This is a genomic window from Citrobacter sp. Cpa228 (assembly GCF_030333085.1).
Taxonomy (GTDB): domain Bacteria; phylum Pseudomonadota; class Gammaproteobacteria; order Enterobacterales; family Enterobacteriaceae; genus Citrobacter; species Citrobacter pasteurii.
This window is the reverse complement of sequence record NZ_JAOWGQ010000025.1, coordinates 1-211: the sequence shown is the minus strand read 5'-3', so window position 1 is coordinate 211 and position 211 is coordinate 1. Positions and strand designations below refer to the sequence as shown.

Genomic DNA, 211 nt, shown 5'->3' with positions numbered 1-211 from the left:
TTGCGGGGGCCGGATTTGAACCGACGACCTTCGGGTTATGAGCCCGACGAGCTACCAGGCTGCTCCACCCCGCGTCCGTCTTTTTGCTTCGTATTTCAAACACTTTGCAAAAATATTACATCAGATTTTAATTGGTTGCGGGGGCCGGATTTGAACCGACGACCTTCGGGTTATGAGCCCGACGAGCTACCAGGCTGCTCCACCCCGCGTC

At 55.5% G+C, this 211-nt stretch carries 2 tRNA genes; both read right to left on the bottom strand.

What is annotated here, in order from left to right:
* Window positions 1-74, bottom strand: a tRNA-Met gene (locus OGX91_RS00205).
* A 58-nt stretch (window positions 75-132) separates the two neighbouring features.
* Window positions 133-209: transfer RNA gene (locus tag OGX91_RS00200), tRNA-Met, on the bottom strand.
* Between the last annotated feature and the right edge of the window lie 2 nt (window positions 210-211).